The sequence below is a fragment of the Burkholderia anthina genome, assembly GCF_902498995.1.
Taxonomy (GTDB): domain Bacteria; phylum Pseudomonadota; class Gammaproteobacteria; order Burkholderiales; family Burkholderiaceae; genus Burkholderia; species Burkholderia anthina.
Map to the genome: position 1 here is coordinate 154324 of NZ_CABVLY010000009.1, position 21700 is coordinate 176023.

At 60.6% G+C, this 21700-nt stretch carries 21 protein-coding genes; 7 read left to right on the forward strand and 14 right to left on the reverse strand.

Annotated features, from left to right (window positions below):
• Nucleotides 1–206 precede the first annotated feature (206 nt).
• The 8 genes from BME24068_RS14260 to BME24068_RS14295 all read right to left on the reverse strand — a co-directional run bounded on the left by BME24068_RS14260 (nucleotide 207) and on the right by BME24068_RS14295 (nucleotide 5159).
• Entirely contained in the window at nucleotides 207–794 is a 588-nt protein-coding gene (locus tag BME24068_RS14260; RefSeq protein WP_174926472.1) for a S26 family signal peptidase, read from the reverse strand.
• Nucleotides 791–1324 (reverse strand): DUF2840 domain-containing protein, encoded by a 534-nt coding sequence (locus tag BME24068_RS14265; protein WP_174926473.1) that lies wholly within the window; start codon nucleotides 1322–1324, stop codon nucleotides 791–793. The genes BME24068_RS14260 and BME24068_RS14265 overlap by 4 nt, the downstream gene beginning before the upstream one ends.
• Complete coding sequence (locus tag BME24068_RS14270; RefSeq protein WP_174926474.1) at nucleotides 1321–1584, reverse strand: chromosome partitioning protein ParB; 264 nt, start codon at nucleotides 1582–1584, stop codon at nucleotides 1321–1323. The genes BME24068_RS14265 and BME24068_RS14270 overlap by 4 nt, the downstream gene beginning before the upstream one ends.
• On the reverse strand, nucleotides 1581–2219 hold the full coding sequence (parA, locus tag BME24068_RS14275; protein WP_174926475.1) for a ParA family partition ATPase: 639 nt from the start codon (nucleotides 2217–2219) through the stop codon (nucleotides 1581–1583). Before parA ends, BME24068_RS14270 begins: the two co-directional genes overlap by 4 nt.
• Before the next feature lie 253 nt (nucleotides 2220–2472).
• On the reverse strand, nucleotides 2473–3306 hold the full coding sequence (locus tag BME24068_RS14280; protein ID WP_174926476.1) for a replication initiator protein A: 834 nt from the start codon (nucleotides 3304–3306) through the stop codon (nucleotides 2473–2475).
• Between the two features lie 26 nt (nucleotides 3307–3332).
• On the reverse strand, nucleotides 3333–3614 hold the full coding sequence (locus tag BME24068_RS14285) for a helix-turn-helix transcriptional regulator (protein ID WP_174926520.1): 282 nt from the start codon (nucleotides 3612–3614) through the stop codon (nucleotides 3333–3335).
• A gap of 125 nt (nucleotides 3615–3739) precedes the next feature.
• Nucleotides 3740–4492: a DUF7011 domain-containing protein gene (locus BME24068_RS14290; protein ID WP_174926477.1), complete on the reverse strand. Its 753-nt coding sequence runs from the start codon at nucleotides 4490–4492 to the stop codon at nucleotides 3740–3742.
• A gap of 316 nt (nucleotides 4493–4808) precedes the next feature.
• The gene (locus BME24068_RS14295) at nucleotides 4809–5159 is read right to left on the reverse strand and encodes a DUF2958 domain-containing protein (protein WP_174926478.1); all 351 of its coding nucleotides are present in this window, start codon (nucleotides 5157–5159) and stop codon (nucleotides 4809–4811) included.
• 319 nt (nucleotides 5160–5478) lie between these two features.
• Between BME24068_RS14295 and BME24068_RS14300 the strand changes: the two genes are divergently transcribed.
• Together BME24068_RS14300 and BME24068_RS14305 are read left to right on the forward strand one after the other, a co-directional pair.
• Nucleotides 5479–5772 (forward strand): helix-turn-helix domain-containing protein, encoded by a 294-nt coding sequence (locus BME24068_RS14300; RefSeq protein ID WP_174926479.1) that lies wholly within the window; start codon nucleotides 5479–5481, stop codon nucleotides 5770–5772.
• A gap of 161 nt (nucleotides 5773–5933) precedes the next feature.
• Entirely contained in the window at nucleotides 5934–6614 is a 681-nt protein-coding gene (locus tag BME24068_RS14305; protein ID WP_174926480.1) for a BrnT family toxin, read from the forward strand.
• Nucleotides 6615–6719: 105 nt separating this feature from the next.
• Here BME24068_RS14305 and BME24068_RS14310 read toward each other — a convergent pair whose 3' ends face one another.
• The 4 genes from BME24068_RS14310 to BME24068_RS14325 all read right to left on the reverse strand — a co-directional run bounded on the left by BME24068_RS14310 (nucleotide 6720) and on the right by BME24068_RS14325 (nucleotide 12049).
• On the reverse strand, nucleotides 6720–7037 hold the full coding sequence (locus BME24068_RS14310; protein ID WP_174926481.1) for a DUF736 domain-containing protein: 318 nt from the start codon (nucleotides 7035–7037) through the stop codon (nucleotides 6720–6722).
• Nucleotides 7038–7756: 719 nt separating this feature from the next.
• Nucleotides 7757–8860 carry a hypothetical protein gene (locus BME24068_RS14315; protein WP_174926482.1) on the reverse strand — a complete coding sequence of 368 codons (1104 nt, stop codon included), beginning with the start codon at nucleotides 8858–8860 and terminating at the stop codon, nucleotides 7757–7759.
• A gap of 235 nt (nucleotides 8861–9095) precedes the next feature.
• Nucleotides 9096–11144, reverse strand: a complete 2049-nt coding sequence (locus BME24068_RS14320) for a ParB/RepB/Spo0J family partition protein (RefSeq protein WP_174926483.1) — start codon at nucleotides 11142–11144, stop codon at nucleotides 9096–9098.
• Between the two features lie 80 nt (nucleotides 11145–11224).
• Nucleotides 11225–12049, reverse strand: a complete 825-nt coding sequence (locus BME24068_RS14325; protein ID WP_174926484.1) for a DUF932 domain-containing protein — start codon at nucleotides 12047–12049, stop codon at nucleotides 11225–11227.
• A gap of 528 nt (nucleotides 12050–12577) precedes the next feature.
• On the opposite strand from BME24068_RS14325, the gene BME24068_RS14330 reads away from it, so the two are divergent.
• From BME24068_RS14330 to BME24068_RS14345, 4 genes are all read left to right on the forward strand, one after another.
• On the forward strand, nucleotides 12578–13312 hold the full coding sequence (locus BME24068_RS14330; protein WP_174926485.1) for a CPBP family intramembrane glutamic endopeptidase: 735 nt from the start codon (nucleotides 12578–12580) through the stop codon (nucleotides 13310–13312).
• Between the two features lie 22 nt (nucleotides 13313–13334).
• Nucleotides 13335–14327, forward strand: a complete 993-nt coding sequence (locus tag BME24068_RS14335) for a hypothetical protein (RefSeq protein WP_174926486.1) — start codon at nucleotides 13335–13337, stop codon at nucleotides 14325–14327.
• A gap of 20 nt (nucleotides 14328–14347) precedes the next feature.
• Complete coding sequence (locus tag BME24068_RS14340) at nucleotides 14348–15370, forward strand: DUF4917 family protein (protein ID WP_174926487.1); 1023 nt, start codon at nucleotides 14348–14350, stop codon at nucleotides 15368–15370.
• 70 nt (nucleotides 15371–15440) lie between these two features.
• A complete protein-coding gene (locus BME24068_RS14345) occupies nucleotides 15441–16073 on the forward strand; it encodes a hypothetical protein (protein WP_203368111.1) in 633 nt (210 codons plus the stop codon).
• A 78-nt stretch (nucleotides 16074–16151) separates the two neighbouring features.
• Here BME24068_RS14345 and BME24068_RS14350 read toward each other — a convergent pair whose 3' ends face one another.
• On the reverse strand, nucleotides 16152–18467 hold the full coding sequence (locus tag BME24068_RS14350; protein ID WP_203368112.1) for a type I restriction enzyme HsdR N-terminal domain-containing protein: 2316 nt from the start codon (nucleotides 18465–18467) through the stop codon (nucleotides 16152–16154).
• A 90-nt stretch (nucleotides 18468–18557) separates the two neighbouring features.
• A complete protein-coding gene (locus BME24068_RS14355; RefSeq protein ID WP_174926490.1) occupies nucleotides 18558–19874 on the reverse strand; it encodes a DUF5623 domain-containing protein in 1317 nt (438 codons plus the stop codon).
• A gap of 328 nt (nucleotides 19875–20202) precedes the next feature.
• On the opposite strand from BME24068_RS14355, the gene BME24068_RS14360 reads away from it, so the two are divergent.
• Entirely contained in the window at nucleotides 20203–21696 is a 1494-nt protein-coding gene (locus BME24068_RS14360) for a glyoxalase superfamily protein (RefSeq protein ID WP_174926491.1), read from the forward strand.
• Nucleotides 21697–21700: the final 4 nt, after the last annotated feature.

Sequence of the window (21700 nt, forward strand, 5' to 3'; positions counted from 1 at the left end):
GCTGCTTGCAGCCAGCGCGCCGGGGAACGCGGCCACGGCCCTCGGCCGAGCGCGTTCAAGACAAGATGTCTGCATGGGGGAAAGCGTCGCCGAATGTTGTGCGACGTGCAGCGCGGATGCGCTCGCACGACACGCGCGACGACACGGCGACGGCCAGCGGAATAACACGCCGGATGGCACGATGAAACGCAGTGAATCGGCGGCCGTCATCGACGTGTCTCCAGCCAGACCGGGTGCGCGACACCGATCACGGTGGACGCGCTGACCGGACCGAAATAGCGACTGTCGAACGACGCCGGATTGGTCGTGCTCAACAAGAACAGCTCGCCCGGTTGGAGGCGGCGGCACTGCTGCCAAGATGGCAGCAGCCGGCCCAGCCGATCGGCGCGCAGTACGGCGGCCGAAGGCACACCGTCGATGCGGACGATGCCGCCGACAATGCACACCACCTGCGGCGCAATCGCACCCACGCGCTTGAGCAGCGGCACTTGCACCGGCAGGTAACCTCGCTGCGCGGCCAGTGCAGCGGCCTCGGCCGGCAGCGGCACCAGCACGATGCTGTCCACGGACAACCGACGCGGCAGTAAGGCGGTGCGCGAGTCGAACGGTTCGACGCGATACCAGCCGACCGCTACGCTGTCGGATGGGTTGTAGGTCAGGCGCGGCGGCGGCGAGACAAAAGACACCCAGGCCAGGGCAGCGAAGCCGATGGCGGCCAGTGTCGCCACGACGATGCGAGCGCGCCCGCGCGAGCGAGGATGCGGCGGGACGACAGATGTGGAAACGATCGTCATGGCAGCAACCTCCTGGCCAGCCAGGCAGCGTGCCGCTCGGCGGTGTACGCCGGCAGCAGCAAGCGCGCTGCGAGACGATTGCCGAGCGTGCGCCAGTACGTGGGCGACACGTCGGCGGGCGCGATGTTCTGCGCCTCGATGGCGTCGAGCTGCGCCAGCACTGCGCGCACGGCGGGTTCGCTCTCGGCGTGCAGCAACAGGCGTGCGCCCGGCAGCACGCCGGGGATGCGCTGTGCCGCGTCCAGCGGCGTGCAAGCCTGCATCACCATGAGTTGCCAGCGAATCGTGCCGTAGTCGTTGGCTTGCCAGTGAATGCGGCAGAACATCGCGCCCGGCAGGAACACCGCGCAACGCCGCCAGCGATCGAGCCGAACGGTGCGTGCCGGCTCGCCAAAGCGCAGATATACGTCGATGCGCTGCTCGATGAAAGCGAGCGAAACGCACGTCAGCGGCGCGATGCCGGCCTGACCGGCGAGCACCGCAAGGGATGGTGGTGATGCGTCCGTGATCGGTAGACCTGATGCGTTCATGGAAGATTCTCCGGATGGTTCGCGGGAAACTCGCGTTCCAGCAGTGCGCGCAGCAGTTCGGCTACGGTCACGCCTTGCGTAAACGCTGACACCTTGATGCGCGCCCGCATGGCGGTCGTAATGTCGAGGGTCAGGCGCGCGGTGTAGAGATCGCCTTTCTGGATGCCGTCGGCGTCGCCCTGGCGCACCCACGCCTCGGCGTGCGGGTTCGCCGGTGGACGCGCGCCGATGCCGACACGCTTGCCGTTGCGCTGATTCATGTCGGCCACCGCAGCAGCTCGTCGGTCAGCGCGGCGATCTCGCGTGCGGCGGCGCTGTCGGGCGCTGTCTCACGCGCAAGCCGACCAGCGGCCACGCTGTCGGCGAACACGATGCGCTGATGCACCTCCGCACGTAGCGCTGGCAGCGGTTGTTCGGCGAGCGCGCTGCGCGCCTCGCGGCCGATGATGGTGGTGCTGACGCGCCGGTTGACGACGAAGGCCGCGCGCAGTGCAGGCCGGAACACCTGCGCCTCTCGAATCAGCGCCACCATCTCGGACGAGGCCCACAAGTCGTAGGGGCTGGGCTGCACCGGAATCAGCACGCGCTCTGCCGCCAGCAGCGCGGACCGCGCCAAGGCGGCGATGCGCGGCGGGCCGTCGATGACGACATGATCGGCGGCACGGGCCAGCTCCGGTGCCTCCTGGTGCAACGTCTCGCGGGCAAGGCCCACGGCGCTGAACAGCCGTGGCAAGCCTTGCTGGCTTCTGCGCTGTGTCCAGTCCAAGGCCGAGCCTTGCGGGTCGGCATCCAGCAGGATGACCGACTGTCCGCGCATCGCGAGCTCGCCGGCAACGTGAGTGGCGAGCGTGGTCTTGCCGACGCCGCCTTTCTGGTTGAGAAAGGCAACGATCATGGCGCGGCCCTCCGTGTTGGAAAGCCGGGCTTTGGCTGCCGCGCTTCGTGGCGTTGGGTGGTTATCCACCGAACCGGCGCGCTCTTACCAAAAGTTAGAGCTTTTAAGTTAGGTAAGTTAGAGAGCGCCGAAACCCGCGCCGTTATTGGCTTGCCGGCGATTTCGCACGCCTGATAGCACGATAGGCACACGCCTGATGGCACGATACCCGGCACGCCTGATAGCACGAGGCCGTCCACACGTTTTCCCCGAGTTATCCCCGTGCCGTCGACGGCACGGGCCGGAAGGTCAGCAACTCGGTTCCGTCGTCCGGCATTCGCTCGATGCCGAGCACGTAGCCGGGCAGCGATTGCCGCACGACCAGCGCGCGCAAGTCGCAGGCAAAGTCGTAGAGCCTCGCTGTGCTGCCCGACTTGCGGTGCAGGTGCCGGAAGTCGAATTGCCAACCACCAGGCTGCTTGCCGCCATGCTTGCGCACCAGGCGGTACAGCCACCGCTCGATGCCTCCGGTGAGCCGGAAATACGCCGGGTCGATGGTCAACACCAAGGCTGCGTCGAGCACGCCGGCATAGAACCAGTCCGGCAGGATCAGCTCGATGCCCAGCGGCGTGCCGCGGGCGTCGGCCAGCTCTTTCCACTCGTTGATCCACGAGAAGCGATGCAGTCGACGCCCTGTCATCTCGCGGATGGAAGTCGCCACAGTGGTCGATTGCAGCCGGTCGAGCGCGGCCTTGAGGCGCTGGTAGTCGCGCAGCGACACGCCGCGCCCGATGAAGCGCAGGATCTCGTAGGGCGTGGCGTGCATCAGGCGCGACGGCCGCAGGCCCGCGTCGCGCGCTTCCACAATCTGCGAGGCCGCCCAAATCAACACGTCCGCGTCCCATATGGTCGCTATGCCGTGCTCCTGCGTGCCTTCCACGCGGATCGTGACGTTCCCGCTGCGGAAGTCGATCGGCTCGGTGCGCCGCGACTTCGCCAGCGAGAAAAACGGGTATGCCATCAGGTCCTGTGCATCGCGCGGCACCATGTCGCCCGGCAATGCGCGGAACAAGTCGAGCTGTTCCCGCTCCCGCGATGGGCTGGACATGGGGACGGCCACCGGCGAGCCAACGATCAGCGCGCACGGCTGTCGGCCGAATGGTGTTCGGCGTATTCGGGATCGGACGTGGTTTCGTAGCTGCGCTGGTCTGCCCAGGCATCGAGGTCGGCCACCGCGTACATGACGCGGCGGCCGAACTTGCGAAACTTTGGCCCATTGCCGATGACGCGCTGCTTTTCGAGCGTGCGCGGCGACAGCCGCAGGTATTCGGCGGCTTCGTCGTTCGTCAGGTAGCGTTGGGGTTGTGCAGGCGTGGCGACGGGTGCAACGGCAGGCCGCAAGGGAGCGGGACGCATCGGATGAACCTCCATCTGGCAAGAACGCCGGCAGCACGAGCGCAGCCGGATGGAGTCAGTCTCAAGATAGCGATGCGTTGCACAGAGGGTCGTTTTGCCTGCGGTGCAAAACGACCCTCTGCAGGTCAATCGATCTGTGCAAGGCGGCGATAGCCGCCGCGCATCAGCGATTGGCCGCGCCGCACGAGTCGTCGCACGCGCGAGCGCAGGCCGCCGTCGGCGTACCAGTTGACGGCCACGGCCTCGATGCCGAACAGTCCTTCGGCGACTTCGCGCAAGGACGCGCCCGCGAGAGTCGCGTCGAGCGCCTGCAAAGTGTGCAGTTCCAACAGCGCAGCCGGTGCAGGCCGAGAACGGGCCGCCGCAGGCACGGCTCCGTCCGCCGTCACCAGCTTGTTCAGCTCGGCTGTGATCGTGCGGTAGCTTGCGCAAGATGAGGCGCACGCGCGGACGGCATAGAGGTAGGCCATGCCATCGGCCAAACCCGGTGCCAGCGCGAGCCGCATGCAGCAGCCCGGCCAGCGCGACACCAGCACCAGGCGCTTGCCATCGTGGGTCAGGTGCTTGTGGCCGGGAATACGCCAGAACTCAAACAAAGCCGCATCAGGCGGCGGGTCGGCATCTGGATAGAGCTGGAGCACACCGTCATGGTCGGGAAACCAAGTCGGATGCGCGTCGCGCGCATCTAGTGCCGGATCTTCCAGCAGGCGCAGGCCCCAAGCCTGCGCCGTCTGAGGTTGCCCGCGACGGCGAAGCCAGTCACGCCGGTAGTCGGGGTGGCGACGCAGGTACTCCCACGCCAGCGCGGGGCCGTCCAAATGCAGAACGTACAGGTACGCGGCGGTGGGATACCAGGCATAGGTGCTTCGATCAGCCATGACGCGACCTTCTGTTCAACAGGAACGTCGCCAGGGACATTGAACACGGGAGCTACGGCAATCAAAACGCCATCAAGGAAGCGCAAACTCAAGCTGTAGGGAGGGTGTCAAGATCGATCAGCTCCGAAGCCTTACATGGAACGTCCGAGTGCGACGGCTGCGCAGGGGGAAACCGCGCGCAACACAGGACACCCTGCCGCAAGTCGCGCTGCGCATCATGTCTCTTTCGATCAGTTTCGCACCTGGTTGGTGCAAGAGTGCCGATCCAGACCGTAGCCGTCTGGAACTAGACTGAGAAAGACACAATTCGCCCCGGTCAGTCGGGGATGGAGCCGTCGCGCTGCGCGAGCTGGACGTACTCCGATAACGGCCTTGCGGCGTGAAAATACTGGTCGCGCAGGATGGGCCAATGTTGCGGCCCGACGATGCCGGCCAAGTCGGACAGCTTGACCGTTCCCAGTACCGGCATCCCGATGCCGAGGTCAATCAATCCCCAGGCGGTATCGCCATCGGCCGGATCGAGCGCGGCCAGCAGCCAGGTCGCGTGCGCATCGGGCGTGAACAGCCGCACTACCGGCAGCGGGTCAATGCCTTGGCCGGCGGCACGTGCCACGCCGTTGGCAAGCAATTGCGCACGTTGGTCGGCGGTGGTCAGCAGTCCGGTCATGGTCAGGAACTCCGCAAAGCCAAGGATGCACGGAAACGCTTTTCCGTCGAAGCACGCAACTGCCAAGCAGCATCCGTGCTTTCGTGTTCAAGCACGGATGCACAAGCCACCGAATCCGCACAAGCACAAGAACGCAGAGGCGGAATTGTGAGAGTCAGGAAAAGCACGGATACGGTTCCCCGATTCTGCCGGCATCCGCCGATGCGGATTTCCGTAAAGGCACAAATACGGAAATCAACATTGCGAAAATGAACACTATAGATTGTAGCCCTATAGGGCGCAATCGGCTGTCATCTTGGTTTTTCAGGGGAAACCATAGGTGACGGCAAAGCACTCACTGGCGGCGGCGATACGGACGGTCAGGAAAGCGCGTGGCTTGAGCCAAGAAGCGTTCTCCGACGTGTCCAGCCGTACCTATTTGAGTTCTCTGGAGCGCGATCTGAAAAGCCCGACCCTGAACAAGTTGGCCGAGTTGTGCGAGGTGATGGAGATCCATCCGCTCACGCTGTTGACGCTGGCCTACGCAGGCAACAGCATGCGTGAGACCGAGCAGATTCTGGCGCTGGTGCACCAGGAACTGGAGGCCGTCTTGAAGGAACGCGACGCGCCTTAGACGTTCAAGCGAACTCCCCCGCAAGCAGCGGCTCTGAGATGTGCTAGGTTGAAGCCGGGCAACGGCGACAGTTTCCTGGCACAAAGCACGAGACAAAAGCCCGAAGACGTATCACGACGACGCGCCGGGCGAATACTTCAAATTTACGTATAGGGACTCAAATGGATCGTGTGGACGCCTGGCAGATCATCAAGGGCCTCAGCAAGGATGAATTTGAAGAAAAGATCAAATCCCAGCGACTGCCTGAAGATCGACAAGATCTACTGTTCAAATTTATACAAGACGAGATCCAGGTCAGCTACGCCTGCAAAACCGACATCGAGGAGTATGCGCTGAAGCGCTTGCTGCCGGAATTTTACGAGTCGATCCCCCTCAACGGGCATCCATATTCGAGCAGCGAACTCTATGAGTACGACCCGTCCAAGAATGGGCAGAACATCATCAAGCACGGCATTGGATTTGGTGAGGTCGTCAGCTACTCAAGGCAGTTTGGAACACTGCAGATTCCTATCCCTGACGAGATAGATGGACAACGATATGTCGTCTTCTCCGACCTCAATCTGAAACGCGAAGGCGATGAACTGGAAATGCCTCCCCCTAGCATCAGAGAGATGAACTACACCATATCCATTACGATCCTTAGGGAAGGGAAATTCAGATTCATTTCCTCAAGGCTCTTAAGTTCAAAAAAGAAAAAATACCAAGAAACCATAGCGCAGGCTCTCGGAGAAATAATTCCCGACGCGCAGGCAAGACAAGGCTTTGTTGATCGCTGCGTAGAAATTCTGGAAAGAGACCTGATTCAGCCTGCGTCGACCAGTCCCTCCCCTCGCACCAATTGAATTGAGGTCGTAGTGAAGGAACGCGGAGCGCCGTAGGCCCATGCGTGTTGTGCTGCGCCAGCAGCACGGCGCCCCGCCGCAATGGGCGGGACGCAGTGGTAGCGGTTAGTCCGCCTGCTGCGGCTTGCTGCGCGACCAGATCAGGTCGTGCGTGCCGTCCTCATTCTCGATCAGGCGGGCATAGACCGTTGCCGAGAACGAAGGATCGTCGAGGGTCACAGACACGTAAGGCCGTTCGGCCTTGCTGACTCTCTTCCACGCCGCGCCGATATCGTGGCTCGCCGCCTGCACGCGGAAGTCGGGGGCGTTCTCACTGTCACCTTTGTCGTTGGGGACCAGCTTCACCTTGACGTTGAGCGTCAGGGTGCGGAGCGTGCCGGTAAAGCCGTCTTTCTCTGCGGTGAAAGTGCCGATGTTAGCCATGATGTTTCTCCTTTCGGGTTGAACGAGGTCGCGCCCATCGCGTCCTTGTTGTGAACCGACCGGCGGGGGCTGGGCTGGCTGCACCGCGCAGCGGGCGCAACACCGTGGAGCACCTGGAAGCGAAAAGAATTTGCTGCGCGAGGAAGCCGCGCAGCGGCGGGGAAATTGTTTTCGCTGGAAGGTTGCAGCCATGAAGCCCAAGGTGTAGCCGTGCCCTCGCCAGGATTCACGACAAGCCAAGGACGCAGGGGCCGCCCGCTTCCTCAAGGAGAGGTGGCCGACTTCGGCATCCCGCATGACGGCTCCACTGGCTTGTGCCCCAAAGCGGGCAACGCCAACCAACAACGACAAGGCGAGAACGCCCCTGCCTCAGCTTGCGGCTTCGTGCGTCAGACGTGGAGTAGAAGCTCCATAGGCAGGGCCGGGCGGCGTGTCGATGAACCGTCCTTCGTGTCGTATAGGCGACGAGCCGCCGGCCTCGGAGACGGCGCGCTTTTGCACAACCTGCAGGAGCAAGCCGGGGCGTAGCCCAACAAGCCCCGCCCATTGCGGCGGGGGCAGTTCGGCAAGCGTCAGCGCGCAGCGCCGGAGGCGCGAAGGCGGGAGGGATTGAAGCCGAATGGTCGTGACGGCCAAGCGGCACGGGGCGTAGCCCGAAAGCCCGGCGGCGGTAACGCCGACACGCCCAAGACCGTCAAAGCGTATGGACAAGTGCCGGACTAAATCCCATTTCCATTCAGCCAATTTCCTTCAAGTCTAGCGAAAAAGGTCTCATAGTCCTCATCAAAAACCTTGTGATTTCTAAAAACCCCAGTTTTAAAGAAATCCACAATATATTTTCTTGATTGTTCGATCTGAAAATCTCTTATACCAGAAACCCCCGCGATATAGACCGAGCATATCTCGCTAGTGATCGCAAGCACGCACGCCGCAATTTCACCACGGCGATTAAAGTCTTTATGTATCTCCGATGGAATGTCGGTCGAATGAACCACACGATTCCGTATTGAGTTTAATAACTTTAACCGACCCATTTCATCCTTACTTGGCTCGTTCGATAGCAGTCCTTGGGCAATTAAAAAGGAACTAAGCTTCATCAATGCCGACGGAGCAAAAAGGCCGCCAACCCTTGGCAAAGCATCGCCCGCAGCCGATGAATTCTTAAGCTCATCACGAATGATGGATTCTATATTTCTCTTTGCTCTGTCAATTGCGGCGCACTCATCTTCGCTATACCGCACCCCTTCGCCTTTAAACCATTTTGTAGAAATGGAGTCTAGCGAAGCACTTACGTAGCATATTTTCCCAATCATGTCGTTTGTTGAATTGGAATTGACTATTGCCCATAAAACTGGAAATAGCCCTTCTCGTTGAAGCGCATCTACATCGGGCCAGTTGGGTCCAAGAGTAAGAAAATAGTTTCGACCAACAACCGATTCGCCGTAGTAACCTCCCTCAAGACCACTCAATTCCGATTTTTGGAAAACCCGGCGTCCAGTCAAAAATGACAAAAACAGACAAAGATCGCCAATCCCACCGGGATCAACAGAATTGTCAGATGACTGGATGACATTGGGTTTTGAATAAACTCGGCGAACAGTTGCTGTTCTAGATATTTTTCCAATTTTAGCTGGCGTTTTTGAAACAATGCGATCGCCTCGCGAGTTCCACGTGAAGTTGGTGGCGGCACGACGCGATAATTTTGACGCAGAGAGGATATTCGCTTCAGATATTTTTATCTCAAACGAACCAAATCGAATCGTCCCCGGTTTTTCAAAGCCATGATCGAAATTGTATAGAGCAAAAGATTTTGAGTATTTCATGTGTTAGAGCGAAGCAAGGAAGATGTGTAATCTTACGACTGCAATACCTGGAACTGGAGTTGATTTGTGCCGTACCGCGCGCAAGGCGCGTTGTACGCCCGCCCCGTCGCTGCCTGGCCTAAGGCGGCGACGGGGAGATTTTGCGGTGGACATTGACCAGGCGCGGCAGTCTTGCCGCGCCCGGTTCTGGATGAAGGAAAGCCCCGACGCTGCGCACCGGGGCTATGGGGCTACCTCACGCGGCCAGTGCGTGTGCTTCCACCTCGGCGGCGGCATCTTCCGGCGCGTCGGCATCGCCTACCGCCTCCGGTAGGCCTTTCGGCTCCGTGTCGTGGTCGATCTGGAACACGGCAGGCATCCAGCCGGTGCCCTCGGCCAGCCGTTCGGCTTCGCTGGCAATGTCGCCCTTCTTCAACTTCGCCAGCCGGGTAACGTGTGCCGACGCGAACTTCCCCACGGCTTCCAGAATCGCGGGCTTGACGAGGTGGCAGAAATAGCCCTCGGCGGTCGGCTTCCACCATGCAGCCATATCCAAACCGACAGCCTGCGCCAGTTCCGCGCCGGGCTGGCGCTGCATGGCGCGCGGCGTGACCACGTCCACGGTGGACGCCACGCACACGGCCAGCAAGCGCACCAGTTCGTCTTGCGGCTTCGCCTGCAACGCGGCAAACAGTTCGGCGCTGTCCTGCGGCAACGCTTCGCCTGCGACCTGCTGCAACTCTCGCAGCGCCACGGCGGCAGGCGATTCCGGCACGTCAGGGGCCATGCCTTCCAGCCGGTCTTGCACGGTCAGGCGCACGCCGAGCGGCAGGCCGTCGCCGTAGGTGTGGGGCTGCAAGACGGCCTGCACCATGCCATGCACCAGCGCGGCCAGCGCGATATGCGGGTGCCGGGCAACTTCGATTTGCAGCGCCGCCGTGCGTTGCGCGCTCAACCGCTGCGCCAGCCGGTCGGACAGGCTCGCGGTCTTGGGCGCTTCGTCGGCATGGTCGCTTTCCTCGTCATTCGCGCCTTCGCCTGCGCTGAAACCCTGCCGCAGCTTTTCCAGCGTCCGCAACGCCTTCGCCTCGGCCTCGCGCAGCAGGCCGCGATGAGTCACGGCCTCGCCGTCACGATCCAGCGTAACGATGGCACCGGCCACGGCGCGCACGTCTGATGCATAGTCTCGCAAGGCGTCCTCGATGGCTTGCAGTTCCTCGGCCACCTGCTCGCGGCGCGGTTGCAGCGCCTCGGTCCTGCCCTCGTCCTCCGCGTCGTATGCTTCTTTCAGTTCAGCATCGATCTTTTCGAGACGAGATTGCAGCGAAGCGATGCGGCTGGCTTCGCGGGCGCTCGGCTCGCGGCGCTGGCGCGGCGCGTTCTGGAACGCCTGCCGCTCGGCATGGCTCAAATGCGGCACGGCTTCCACCCATGCCCAACCCTCGGCGCGCACGTCCTCGGTCAGCGCGTCCAACTTGCCGCGCACCAGCGTTTCCAGCAGGGCGGCGTCGGTCAGGTAAGTTCCGGCATCGCCTTCCGCGAACAGGTCGCGGCGGATGCCGCCGCCTGCCTCGGTGTATGCGTCCAGCCCGACGAAACGCACCAGCGGATGCGTAGCGGTGATTTCACGCTCGGTCAGGCGCTCGCGCAATGCGGACGGGCTGCGCTGCCATTCCGGCGCACCGTAGAAAGCGGCTTCCTGCGCGGCATGGTCGTCGGTGATGGTCAAGGCCATCAACTGTTCCAGCGTTGCGGCTCCGGCGCGATAGTCGGTCAGCAGGCGCGGCGAGACGTTCGCCAGCTTCAAGCGGCGCTGCACCGCCAGCGGGGACACGCCGAAGTCGGCGGCAATGTCCTCGATGGGACGGCCTTCCTTGACCAGCGCGGCGAAGGCCGCGAACTGGTCGGCGGGGTGCATGTTCTCGCGCTGCACGTTCTCGGCGAGGCTCACGGTACGGGCGGACGCATCGGCCACCAGCAGGCACGGCACGTCGTAATCGGCGGCAATGCGCTTCTTCTTTGCCAACAGCTTCAATGCGGTCAGGCGGCGGTCGCCCGCGACGACTTCGTACTGCTCACCATCGGCGGCGAGGATGACGATGAGGTTTTGCAGCAGGCCGACGCGGGCAATGCACGCGGCCAGTGCGGGAATGGACTGGCGCGGGGTCGTGCGGACATTGCGCTTGGAACGACGCGGCAACAACTGCGACAGCGGAACCAAGATGAGGTTCTTGGTCGGGTCGGCCATTTCCAGTGGCGCGGCGGATTCGATGGTATGTGCTTCGGCTTTGGTTACGGCGTTCATGGTGAGGACTCCAATCGGTTGAGGGGTGCAGCAGCGAGAGAAGCGGCAAGGGCTACCGCCTGCCCCTGCCGCGTGGGGAATCAGCCTTTCAACTGGCGCAGGCCATCGGCCAGCAGCCACAAGGCGCGATTGAGGCGGATACCGTTGTCGATGCCTTGCACCGGGCGCGTGGTCTGGCGGCAACCGTTCGCGGCGCTGGCGGACAGGCCGCCTTTGATAAGGTTTTCTTGCGTGCGGTTGAATACGCTCCACAAGTCGGGGCGGCTGTCGTCGCGACGACGTGGCCTCAGGATTTGCGATTCGGTGATGGGCGCGGGCGTGGCTTCGTCGTACTTCAACGCCAGCGCGGCGCGGGCGAATACTTCCGATTCCCCGCTGTCCAGGGTGATTGCCTGCATGGCATCGCGGGATTCCTGCGCCCGGTCGAAGCCGTGCAGGACTTCGTAGGCGCCTTCGATGACGTGCTCGGCTACGTCGCCCTTGTGGGGTACGCGCACGTCCGCCACGGCGTCGCCGCAAACGAGGCCGTTCTGGCACACGAAGCGGAACATTCCGGCCAGCATCTGATAACTGCTCGTCCCGTCATGGGAGTTCAGCAGGATGATCTCGTTGGCTTCGCGTCCGTTGATCTGGCTGGCGTGGCGCAGCCGGATCATGTGTTTGGTGTAGTCGCGGCGGTCGTCGTGGCGCACACGGGTCTGGCACACCATGAAAGGCTCGAAGCCTTCCCCACGCAGTTCTTGCAGCACGGTTGCGGTGGGGATGTAGCTGTACCGTCCCGAACGGCTTTCGTGCGGAGCGTCGGCGAAGATGGAAGGTGCAACGGCGCGGATCTGGTCATCCGACAAGGGATAATCGGAACGCAGCATCGGCGAACGGGAAGCGAAACGGGTAGCGAGTTGCATGGCATTTCTCCTGATAAAGAAACGGTTTGCTGTTCACCGCAACCGGATTCCTAGATTCGGAAGCCCAGCCTTTCGGCTGTTCGGTGCGGTCGGCACGAAGAACCCGGTTGGCCTCGTTGCCACCGTCTTTCCTGAGTTCATCGCCCGCGACGGTCAGGAGCGCGCGGACGGGCGCCGTCAAGGAGAAAAGCGCAGGGTTGGCGCGGCCCGCAGGCGTAGCCGAGGACACGGCCCTGCGCGCCTTGACGGCGCACGGCCGCGGGCTACAGTCGCGGACAAGGGGAGGAAGTCAGGGGAGACGGCTGGACAGGCAACGGCCATCCCGTGTGCCGACCGCACGCAAGCGAAGCGCGCAGGCCCGGATCGAGGGAATCCGGGCCGTAGGCGTCAGGGATGGAAGCCCGTCAGGGGCGAGACTCGCGCAGCGAGGCTTGATGCGGAGCACGACAGCGCGGCCCGGCATCGCCGGGAGACACCCGACTCGATTATTCTTAGTCGGACATACGTAAATCAGGACGTGGGAACGAAATGGAAATGCGACTGGATGCGCAACGATTCAGAAATATTTTTGGTTTGGGGCAACCCTTTGCCACCCGATGGAGCTTGGCCTTACTGCTCGGATTGTTGGCCTACCGCATCTATCGGCTGACCCTACCCTGGATCGTCAGCCAGTTCAGCCTACAAGACACAGTGCACTACACGATTGCCGTGTTCTACGGGCCGTCTGCCTTGTTGCTTCTCGCTTTATTCGCCGCCCACAAGCGCTGGTACTTCCCAAATATCCGCTTCATAGGTGACATTCGGCACCAGCATATCGTGCAAGGCATTTTGGCGGTATCAGCTATCTATCTGGCTGCCTATGGCACGGCACTGTGGCTCAGACAACCACGTGAAGTCAGCATGACGATCCTCTACGACCATAAGACGCCAGCGCAGATCGCCGTCATGGTGGCCTGTCTGCTGCTCCTGCCGCCTATCGTGGAAGAACTCGCCTTCCGGCATTTTTTGCTTTCGCTGCTGCCATTCAAGGCAAATAGATGGATCGCGACGGTTGCGGTCGTGGGTACGGCAACCTTCTTCTCTTACCAACACCACACGAGCTACCAGTACCTGACAACCTTCCTGACGCTCTTCGCGCTTGGGCTTGTGTTCGCATTAGCGCGGATTCGCTCCGATGGCCTGGCACTTCCAATCAGCTTGCACGCCTACGCTATCGCCTTTGCATTGGTCTGCGATCAAGTAATCGCACGCATTCAAACGTAGCTTAAGTAGGACCGACAACCAAATGAAGATTTGGCAATCCGTAATTGACGAAGGCGCGGGCTACCTATTTAGCTTGAGTGATTCGCTTAGCATCACCGAGACAAAATTCCCAGGTATGTTGGCTTCCGTAGCAAATGGAGCCATGATCATTGCCAGCGATTACTCCGGCCAGCACAAGGAGGCGACGCACGAAGCTTATTCATTTTTAGTAACCACTGATCTGGCGCTGAACGAATGGCTACCACTATTGCAAGAATTCCGTGAACGTTGGCTCCCTGACGGGCGGCGCATCTCCTTTAAGAAACTCAACGAACCCGTTCGCTGGCGAGCTTTGCCTGCCTTTCTTGAAGCTGCGGGCAAACTCAGTGGAAATCTCATTACAGTCTTAATTGACCGGCGAGTAGGCAGCTTCATTGACGGAGGCTCTGAATCAGCCTTAGAGGTGTTTCCCGACTGCTTCCCTCCTCATACCAAATACGGAACTGTCGAGAAAATGCTACGACTGGCCAGTTTCGTTGCACTGATTCTTTCAGGTTTGCGCCGGGAAAATCAACCTTCAGTGTGGATAAGCGACCACGACGAAACACTGGACAGTCATGAGAAATGCGAAGGTTTCGCAAGGTTGGCCACCTATCTGACTTTTGGCTTGACGGGCTGGAAAAATGCCGCGGATCATTTGTTCGGAACGACAGAATCACCAACGGCACCATACTGGTCCGAGGATATTGCAGCGTTGGCGGATCTAGCAGCGGGCGCATACTGCCAGATGAGCAATCATCTTCCTACCTTTCTGGGCAAGGAGGCTTGGCAAGTGCTAGTGGCTCCGGGTGATGTTGAAAGTCAGCGCGCTCGTACAATCGGCGACTGGCTCGCAACCAGTAATTCTGCTCTGAAACACGTGCTACTTCGATTGGAACCGGATGGTCGCGGTGAAGTCAGGTCATCCGCACAGGCTTTTTCCGGCAAGCTCCAATATTTCCTTGAGACACCGTCGGCGAACCAACCTTCTACATGACTCGTAAGTAAAGACCTCATATGCCATATCCCATAATGCCGTGGAGAGACATTGCACTTAACTACCATCGAGGCACGATTCTGCTAGGCAATGGAGCGAGCATTGCCGTTGCACCAAGCTTCGGCTACGGCTCATTGTTAGACCATGCCCAGCGAGCGGGCTTGCTGGCGGTGGACGTGCAGCAACTCTTTCGTTTTTTCGGAACATCTGATTTCGAGCTGATCCTGCGACTAGTTTGGCAGGCGTCGAATGTCAACAGGTCGCTGCAGATACCAGACCATCGCACGCATCAAGCCTACCTAAATGTCAGGGAGTGTTTGATTGAGGCCGTTCGCGGCGTGCATCCTGCGTATGATCTAGTGACTGGTCACTTACCCAGTATGTACCAGTTTCTCAAGGAGTTCGATACCGTTCTATCGTTGAACTATGACTTGCTGGTCTACTGGACAATGACCTATGGACTCAATGTTCAAGATGGCCATTTATTCAAGGATTGTTTCGTTGGCAACGGCATCTTTGACGACGCTTGGCAGAGATTTCGTGAACCTTATAGGGAACGGACGAACACCTTGGTGTTCTACCCACATGGAAGCTTAGCCCTGTGCCGAACTGTCGTGGAACAGGAGTTCAAAATTCACAATGCCGGAGAGGGCTTACTGGAGGCAATTCTTGCGGAATGGCGCAGCGAACGAGTTGTACCGCTATTTGTCAGCGAAGGAACAATGCCGCAGAAAATTTCCTCTATCCAGAACAGCTACTACCTATCTACGGTGTACCGCGAGGTGCTCACATCTCAACGATTTACATTGACACTATTCGGCTGGGGACTCGGGGAACATGACAGACATCTGTTACGACGGATGCGTGGAACTGGTATCCAGCGCGTGGCAGTCTCCGTTTTTCGTGGCGACCAGGTCTATTGCAACTATGCACACCAAGTCATTCAAGATGACTTAGGACCCGTTCATGTGGATTTCTTTGATAGTGAAAGTCCTGGATGCTGGATTCACGCGATGCCGCCGGAGTTACCAAGATTCGGCTAACGCGAAGTGATAACCGATACAACTGAGCGGCACCACTTCGATGGATAGATCAGACCTCCTCGACATCTCGTTGTTCGACACCGAACGAGCGGATGGCAGTTTTCTCATGCCTTGGCCCTTACCCGGCAACCCCAGCGCCCTCCTCCCTTTTTACCATTTCAGCGAATGGCAGAGGTTTCTTGAAGCGCGTCGGCTACATCCCGCGATACCGGAAATCGTGGGGAGTAAATTTCGTCGCGCACAACGACTCTATCTCCTCGGCTGGATCGACTTTGGCCTCGTAAAAGCGGGGGAACTGGTCGCCATGACAGCGCTGGAACTGGCGCTAAAGGATCGCTATGGAGGGTTCTTCATCCAGCAAGACATGCGAAAATCCGGCAAAAAAAGCCACAGCGAGCGCATGCCGTCGCTTGCTCAATTACTAGAACACATGGTCGAAAAGGATGGGCTCACTGACGCTTCGCTTACCTTCACGAAGCTATATGGCGGCTCCGTGATTTCACTGCTTTATGAAAGCAAAGCCTCTCGTGATGCAGCAAAGAAGAACGGCATGCCCAAAGCCATCACGCTAGCTGGAATTCGCAATTCCCTTGCACACGGCGATCCCTTCGATGGACTGCCATGGGCAGGACTGCTCGAACTGATACGTGATTTGATCGAGTATGCATATCGATCGTACCTGCAGGAAATCAAGCTCGCTTAAGCGCGGCTCGGCACAAGGTGCGGGGTACCGCCCGCAGGCCGAACGACGGGATGGCTTGGCGCCTTGGCATGCTCTTAGTCACGGTGTGCCCTCGTCTTCGCTATCAATTAGCGCTCGAAGAGCAGCAGCGTGCTCAGGAAGCACACGATCTCTGAGTACTGCATCGGCCCAGTCGGAAAGATCAGGCATGTTACGCAGCCGTACTGTACGCAATGCAATTATTAGGCGATGCAGAAGTGGCAGAGACCCGGTTTCGATTGCGGCATTCACCCATTCGTCTGCGTGTGTCCACGGGCGAGAGAATAGATCGGCCATCGCTTGTGTCGCTGCCTCGATGGGGCCTTGATCGTGGCAAAGGACGCGACCACGATCGCCGAGGTCGTGTACAAGATGGCCCAGTCCCTCTTCGTTCGCGCGCAGCAAGGGAAAAGGGCACTGGCCGATGTTCAGCAATATCCAAGCATCCATGCGCTGGTTGTCGTCGCCAACCATCGCTGTAGGAAGCCTCGCAAGTTGTCCGAGGATCATCCAAGCGCTCGTGTTGCCATACGTGTGCGGCCGCTCCGCTCCGAGATCTACGGCTTCGCCGATGACATCGCCGTGGCGATTGGACAGCCAAAACTTTTCGCCTTCGATCTTCAGATGAATCAACGAACCATCTGGCGCTGCCGTCGCGATCAGTGCGCTTTCGATGGGCTGCTCCGTTGGCTCGATGGAGAGAAGACCGTTGACGACTCCAGAACTGAATCCGCCAGTTTTCTCCGCCATGCTGCGAATCGCCTGCGCACCGATCACGTCCCCGAGATAGACAGCGGCCAAGCGGTGACCAAGCCAAGTACCGGCTTCCTTGGGGTCTGTTGCGGCGCGCCGCGCGAGTTCATCGCCTGTAACATCGGCGAATTCTGAAAGGAATGCGGCAGGAATGGTCGGCACGACGATGTCTTCGCCGCCTGCGTGACGATAGGTGCGCACAGCACCCTTCGATTTAAGTTCGGCTACCGCATTGCGAGCTTCGTCGGAAAGCGCATCTTGTCGCACGACAAACCCATTGGCTGCTGCCAAGGCTAGCTCGGCAGAACGGGCGCCCTCATCGGCAAGAGTGCAACGCGCAAGCACACGATAACCGCGAAGCAGATCCGCCTGATTGGCGTAGTTTCGGCGCGCCGCATCCACAAGTTCCAAGCCAAGCGCCGGCGGAAGAAGCAACGCGCTGTTTGGGTCCTGGTGCTGTGTGATACGGGCGGCATCGTCGTAAATCGTGCGAAGCACCCACGGCGCACGGTAGTCCTCCGCGTACTCTGCGCCCTGCTGGAAGTGAACCTTGCGATTGGCGAGAGCGCGCTGCGCACTTTGAAACTCTTCCAACCTCAAGGGGCCGATCTCGATGGCTTTTGCTCGATCTCCGACCGCCGTCTGCGTGCGACCGTTTGGGGCCTTAACCAGCCGTTCCGCGCGATCGGTGGTCAGGATGACGTTGAGCTTATTGCCCGGTCGCAGGCTAGCCAACTCTTCCAGGTCGGCCGCCATCGACGTGCCTGGCTCCACGTCGTCGATGGCAAGCAAAAGCGCCGGCCCCGCTGACCCGGCAGACATCCGCCGCAGCCACTGGCGAGCATCGTTCGCGGTGAGATTCCACTCAAGCTCGATGGCGAACAAGTTGGCCAGCGACTGAAACAGTCCCGGCCCTGAGCCTCGCAACATCAGGACGGCCAAGTCTTCACTGTCCCGAGTGCGCAAGGCAAGTTCGCGCAGACAACTGCTCTTTCCGCTCTGTGCTGCACCTTCGACGATCGTGAAGGTCGTCCCGGCCTGCGCTGATTTGATTGCGCCGAGGGTACTGAGACGAGGAAACAGCAGAAGCTCGGCGAAGGCGCGATCGGACTGGCCGGGTGGGTCTGTCATCTCGGCCAGGAGCCTCGCTGTTGCAGATCGCACGATGGGAACCCAGACCCCGGTTTCCCGCCCCATCAAAGCTTCGGTCGCCCACCGCATATCTGTCGCCGCCAACTTGGCGGCATTGGCAAGCAGACGGGCTACCGCATTCGCGGCGTCTTGCTCGCCAGACCAAAGTTGCCCTGTATTGGCGTCGTAGATTCGGGTCTCGCGCCCATTCGTGACAACGACAAGAGGTGGTCGTGGCGTCAACTGGTTCGCGTAGCTTTGCGCTTGCTCATAGTCAGCATGAGTAAGCGCTAGATCCTCGCGCTTGAGTTCCACCACGGCGAGTGGTCGCCCGTCATGAAAGATGATTACATCCGCGCGCCCGCTTTTCTCCCACTGGGCAGCGCTGTCGAACTCATGAGTTTCGTGACCAAGGCGCACGGTGAAACGCCGCTGTTCGACCAGTTGCTCGCGGGGAATGTTCGGGAAGGCGACGGACAGCGTCGCTGCCAACCGGCTTTCCAATTCGGCCTCGGGGCGAATGGGCGACGCGGGCGGCTGCGGTTGTTGGCTTTGTTTTGTGCGAGACATTGTGACGAGCCCTCAGTTCCAGTCACGCAAAGACTTGACTGCGGCATCCACCTTTTTCAGCAGTGACCGCAGCGGCGGGCAATCGGGATAGTGCTCGCCCAGGAGCTTCTTCGCGTGCGCCAAACTCCGCACATGACGCTCGCGGTCGGCTTCGGCAAGCGCGCGCGAAAACGTCGAGCCGGACTCGTGGTAGTACAAGTCGAAGAACTGCTCATTCGGCAGTTCGGCATGGTTGTACTCGCGCTGCGTCCACTCGTCGAGTTCACTGCGAATCGCGTTGACCCGGTTGTAGACACCTTTGCGGTGATAGGTGTCCTTGAGCACCGACTTCAGCAGGCGGCCGACATGCGCGTGCGCCTCAATCGGCATCCTGCCCTTCGGACGGCGCTGCGGACCAACGAAGGTCTGGACATAGCCAACTGAATTTCGCTGGCCATTTTGCTTACGCGGCGTCTTCGGCTCGTCCTTCGCAGCAGCTACCTTGGCGATGGCACCGGGGCTCACGAAGAACGGTGTCATTGGTGCTGATTCTCCGTCCCATGCGGCTTCGACAATGGGTGAAGGCAGCTGGTCCAGCGCCGCCGCGATGGGTTCCAGCGGGATGCCTTTCGTTTCGTCCGCGATCAGGTAGAGACGGGAACCGACATCGGGCGCGTACATGCCCGCCCACTCAGGCTTGACGATGACGAAGCCATGTTCCTTCGCCCAGGTCTCGCGCTCCTGCCCCTTGCCTTCAACGGCCTTCTCATAGGGCTCGTCCGCAAAGAGATAGCGCTTCGTCTGACGGTCATACCAGATGCTGTAGTGGTCACGGCCAGGAACCGCATTGCTCGACCGCCCACCAGGAAAGGCGCGGCTGTGGCTCTTGGACGGACGCAGCTTCGTCGCATCCATGAAATGCAGTGCACGTGCGGCTGCACAGACCGCACGCCGAGCCGCCGACTGCGAATTTTGCAGGTGCTCGCGCGCCAGATGGTCAGGCCCCTCGGCACGGAAGTCCGCCAGTGCGCGATGGTTCTGCAACTGAAGCGTCGTGATGAGATCACCCCACGGGACGGATAGCCAGATGCTCAGCGTTTCGCGTCCAGTCCCGCCACCATCGCGGCCCTTCCAGTAGGAAGTCAGGAAGACACGGTGGCCGGGGCGGGAACGCTCCGTCTTGGGGGCGGCGCGCAGCACATTGCAGGCATGGCGGAAGTTCTGGAATCCCGCTGCCTGCGCGGCGGCATCCAAGGCTTGCGTATGCTGGATGCCCCGCTCGACCTTGAGCGATTTGGCGAGTCGTTTGATGCCGTCCATCGTGGACGGCCGAATAGCTTCATTCGACATGACAAGTTCTCCCGGTTCATGGCGAAACGTCACCCGTCTGCCGCTTCTCGAACCTGAACATGGCATGCGCAGGAAGAGAGGGAGTTTGCCGGCAGTGCTGTCAACAGCTTTGCTATGACGGGTGGCAGGCTCCTGCCCGAAGCCCTGCCGACAGTATCTCACAAGCCAGAACAGCGTGGTATCCTAGCCGGTGGTTGCCGTCACCTGCCGCACGCGCCCCGTGGGGGTACGACGAAGACGGAGCATTCCAGTGCCCTACCCAATCCATATTTGATCCCTTGGGCGGCCCGCAAAGCGTGCACCGGCTCGACGCCCGGCGGAGATCAATATGGACACCCAGCAACTCAAGGTGTTCGCGGAGCGCTTGCGCGCGTACCTCGAACGCCACAACCTCACCCTCAAGCATGGGCAGGCACTCGACCTGATCGCAGCCATTCCCGGCTTGCGTAACTGGCCCGAAGTCAATGCGTTCCCCGCTCGCGTATCTGCTTCACAGTGGGACAGCAACTCGGCCGACCGGCTCGCCAAGCGCATTGCGAAACAGCATGACCTGATTCTGCCGGTGGACGAAATGCTCCAAACACTGGAGCCATCGGCCACCAGCGTTCTGAAGGTCTGGCCCGACGGCCCCGTGCCGGGCGTGTACGTGACGACCTCGCAAAAAGCCATTGACGCAGCCATCGCCAGATACGAGGCAGCCACCGACGGCGCACTGCTCTACGCGGAGGATGCCGGCCGTTCTTCGGACACGGCCATCGACTTGGGCGAACATGGCCTGTTCTCGCGCGGCATGGACCGACTGCCCAGCGGTACGCTGGTCGTGGTCGGCACCGTGCCGTTGACGCAGGAATCGTGGAGCGACAACAAGGACCGGCTGAATACGGCCGCCAATCTCGCCTATTCGTCCTCGCTGCGCGTCGTAGTGTTGGCGGAGACGCCGCTGCCAGAGAATCTACATAGCGACATCGACCTGCTACTGCGGCCGGACGATGAAGGTCTCGACAGCGATCCCGTTGACGTGCTCGGGATCGTTACCGAGTCCGGCGATCTGCAAGTGGTACAGCCGTTTGTGCAGCGTCGAGCAGCGCCGTCGGCCGCGCAGCACTTCACGACGAACCAGCGTCTGCCGCTGGCACTCGAAGATGCACTAAGGCAGGCGGTGGCAAAGCGCCCCTACGGGATCATCGTGCTCGGTATCACGCCTGGCGACACGCAGCGCAAGGCATTGCTGGAGGCCGTGCTGCCCCTGACCGAGCACGCGGGACCAGCCGTTCGCATCCAACCGACGTTTCGCCCTGGCTACGGGAAAGACGATTCTCCGTTGTCACCGCATTTCGAGGGGCTTCCGGTCTTCCCTTCCATCGAAAGCGCCTATGCGCATGGCTACCGTCGCATGGTGATCGAGTCCTCCCATCACGGCGCTGGCGACGCAATCTCTCGGCATGCGCATGAGGTGTGCTTCTTGATCCGCTCCTTCTCGACCGAAGTTGCGGGTGCCTGGATGAGCAGCCTGCCCGCTCAGATCGACAAGCCCAATGCACTTGATATCGTCACGGCTGTCCTGTGCGCTGCCGACGTGCCGGCCAAGTCAGGGACTGTGACGATCTGCGATGCCTTTGTCGGCGGGGCGTCACCAGCCCCCACGGATGATGACATCGACAGGCTTGCGGAACACATGGAGGCACATCGCACCGTGCGGTGGCAGGAGCAATTGGACGCATTGCTGGCCGCCCGCACGGTGACACCTGCACAAGCCAAGAAGGCCCTGCGTCGCCACAACGTAGACGACTACCTAGCCTCACGCAAAGTGGCTAAGGTGTAGAGCG

What these genes read in the sequence shown, in the direction of transcription:
- BME24068_RS14360 (WP_174926491.1), top strand. Translation starts at nt 20,203, where the DNA reads ATGGACACCCAGCAACTCAAGGTGTTCGCGGAGCGCTTGCGCGCGTAC.
- BME24068_RS14290 (WP_174926477.1), bottom strand. Translation starts at nt 4,492, where the DNA reads ATGGCTGATCGAAGCACCTATGCCTGGTATCCCACCGCCGCGTACCTG.
- BME24068_RS14315 (WP_174926482.1), bottom strand. Translation starts at nt 8,860, where the DNA reads ATGAAATACTCAAAATCTTTTGCTCTATACAATTTCGATCATGGCTTT.
- BME24068_RS14285 (WP_174926520.1), bottom strand. Translation starts at nt 3,614, where the DNA reads ATGCGTCCCGCTCCCTTGCGGCCTGCCGTTGCACCCGTCGCCACGCCT.
- BME24068_RS14265 (WP_174926473.1), bottom strand. Translation starts at nt 1,324, where the DNA reads ATGAACGCATCAGGTCTACCGATCACGGACGCATCACCACCATCCCTT.
- parA (WP_174926475.1), bottom strand. Translation starts at nt 2,219, where the DNA reads ATGATCGTTGCCTTTCTCAACCAGAAAGGCGGCGTCGGCAAGACCACG.
- BME24068_RS14280 (WP_174926476.1), bottom strand. Translation starts at nt 3,306, where the DNA reads ATGTCCAGCCCATCGCGGGAGCGGGAACAGCTCGACTTGTTCCGCGCA.
- BME24068_RS14310 (WP_174926481.1), bottom strand. Translation starts at nt 7,037, where the DNA reads ATGGCTAACATCGGCACTTTCACCGCAGAGAAAGACGGCTTTACCGGC.
- BME24068_RS14330 (WP_174926485.1), top strand. Translation starts at nt 12,578, where the DNA reads ATGGAAATGCGACTGGATGCGCAACGATTCAGAAATATTTTTGGTTTG.
- BME24068_RS14295 (WP_174926478.1), bottom strand. Translation starts at nt 5,159, where the DNA reads ATGACCGGACTGCTGACCACCGCCGACCAACGTGCGCAATTGCTTGCC.
- BME24068_RS14340 (WP_174926487.1), top strand. Translation starts at nt 14,348, where the DNA reads ATGCCATATCCCATAATGCCGTGGAGAGACATTGCACTTAACTACCAT.
- BME24068_RS14305 (WP_174926480.1), top strand. Translation starts at nt 5,934, where the DNA reads ATGGATCGTGTGGACGCCTGGCAGATCATCAAGGGCCTCAGCAAGGAT.
- BME24068_RS14355 (WP_174926490.1), bottom strand. Translation starts at nt 19,874, where the DNA reads ATGTCGAATGAAGCTATTCGGCCGTCCACGATGGACGGCATCAAACGA.
- BME24068_RS14270 (WP_174926474.1), bottom strand. Translation starts at nt 1,584, where the DNA reads ATGAATCAGCGCAACGGCAAGCGTGTCGGCATCGGCGCGCGTCCACCG.
- BME24068_RS14260 (WP_174926472.1), bottom strand. Translation starts at nt 794, where the DNA reads ATGACGATCGTTTCCACATCTGTCGTCCCGCCGCATCCTCGCTCGCGC.
- BME24068_RS14325 (WP_174926484.1), bottom strand. Translation starts at nt 12,049, where the DNA reads ATGCAACTCGCTACCCGTTTCGCTTCCCGTTCGCCGATGCTGCGTTCC.
- BME24068_RS14335 (WP_174926486.1), top strand. Translation starts at nt 13,335, where the DNA reads ATGAAGATTTGGCAATCCGTAATTGACGAAGGCGCGGGCTACCTATTT.
- BME24068_RS14320 (WP_174926483.1), bottom strand. Translation starts at nt 11,144, where the DNA reads ATGAACGCCGTAACCAAAGCCGAAGCACATACCATCGAATCCGCCGCG.